The sequence below is a fragment of the Terasakiella sediminum genome (assembly GCF_033100395.1).
Classification (GTDB): Bacteria; Pseudomonadota; Alphaproteobacteria; order Rhodospirillales; family Terasakiellaceae; genus Terasakiella.
Map to the genome: position 1 here is coordinate 1 of NZ_JAWLVJ010000061.1, position 1,565 is coordinate 1,565.

A 1,565-nucleotide genomic window follows, 5' to 3' on the forward strand; every position below is an offset into this window, starting at 1 on the left:
AGAGTGGAAAACCCTATACCAAGGTCCGTAGCGACTTGTTTGCGAGTCAAGCCACTGGTTAGGGCAAGCTGAACGGCTTCCGATTTAAACGTGTCTGATTTTTTGAGATTCATAAGTTCCTCCTGTTGATCTCAGTCTAACAGAAAGTATCCTCTATTTTATAGGGACGGGACCAAAACCCTTCAATGTCAGCGTGAAGAAAGGCGGCGGAAGTTTCAAGAGAGGAAACGGTGGATAGAAGAGCAGGAGGAGCAAACCTTCGAAAAGGCAAAGGCCTTCCTTGAGGGCAGGATTGTTCAGGCTTCTGGTGATGATTTATTACCTCAACAGAAAGAATACTTTTTCAAAATGTATCAGTCAGTTCGTTACATGAATATGGAATTTGCTGTCGGTATTCCACTCAAAGGCGATTATTGCTTTAATGTGCCGAATAAATGCTGGCAGTCGGCAATCTTAGAAGAGTTCGTAATAAGAAAAAATGCTGCGAACCCTGACAAATTCCGCTTCTCGAAGATTTCGGTTTTTCCTTTTGTTGAGAGACAGGGGTGGATACGGTCCGAATTAGAAGGGTATTTTACAGACATGATGGAATCTAAACTGAAGGAATTCAGATCAGATTTCCGATCTCCTTATAATGTCGTGAGTAAATACATCGACTTCCTTCTAAAGAAAGAAGTGATTTATCGCGCTTATGGTGTTTTATCAACTTCTAGCGCTTATAGAGGCCAGCGAGTACATCGATAATCTCATATGGCAAATATCAATAGATCAGGCTCTCGTGATAGCTCCTGAAATACTATCATATAAATTAATATTGACATTTTGATAGTTAATTATCATAGTGTCTTTAAATTCTATTGATAGGAGTTGTGGGTATGTTGGTAGGTTATGCCAGAACAAGCACACTTGAACAGGACGCAGGGTTAGAGGCCCAGTTACGGGAGCTGAAGGCTCTGGGGTGTGAAGAGGTCTTTCAGGAACAAGTGTCTTCAGTGGGTGCGAGGGAGGAACTAGAGGCAGCTCTGCGTTTTGTCCGCAAGGATGACACTCTGGTGGTTACTAAGCTGGACCGCCTCGCGCGTTCAGTTAAACACCTGGGGGAGATTGTCGAGACGGTCAAAGAGAAGAGCGCTCATCTGAAGATCATGGACTTAGGGTTTGACACATGCACTCCGACGGGGGAGCTCATCTTGAATGTCTTGGGCTCGGTTGCTCAGTTCGAACGGGGCATGATGTTGGAAAGACAGCGTGAAGGTATCGCAAAGGCGAAAACCGAAGGTAAATACAAAGGGCGTAAGCCAACAGCGCGTTCTAAAGCTGATCAAGTCATGAATCTGAAAGAGCAGGGGATGACAAATCAGGCAGTTGCAGATGAGCTGAATATCGGGATTGCCAGCGTCTACAGGATCTTGAAAGAAGCGAAGTAGGTTAGAACCAAGACCCGTAGAAAATAAGGGCTCCAGAATTACTGGACGCACTAGGTCCTGTTGACAAAGTGGATTTACAAATTGCGTAGAATGTGATTCAAGACTTCTTTTTATGAGGAGAAGTCTATGCGTAATTTG

General features: G+C 44.2%; 2 protein-coding genes. One reads left to right on the forward strand and one right to left on the reverse strand.

The window, feature by feature from the left end; all coding sequences use genetic code 11:
- On the reverse strand, window positions 1-113 hold a 113-nt coding region (locus tag RYZ26_RS19795; protein WP_317684989.1), incomplete at its 3' end, for a transposase.
- Window positions 114-875: 762 nt separating this feature from the next.
- Here RYZ26_RS19795 and RYZ26_RS19800 point away from each other — a divergent pair.
- Entirely contained in the window at window positions 876-1,427 is a 552-nt protein-coding gene (locus RYZ26_RS19800; protein ID WP_317684988.1) for a recombinase family protein, read from the forward strand.
- Window positions 1,428-1,565 lie beyond the last annotated feature (138 nt).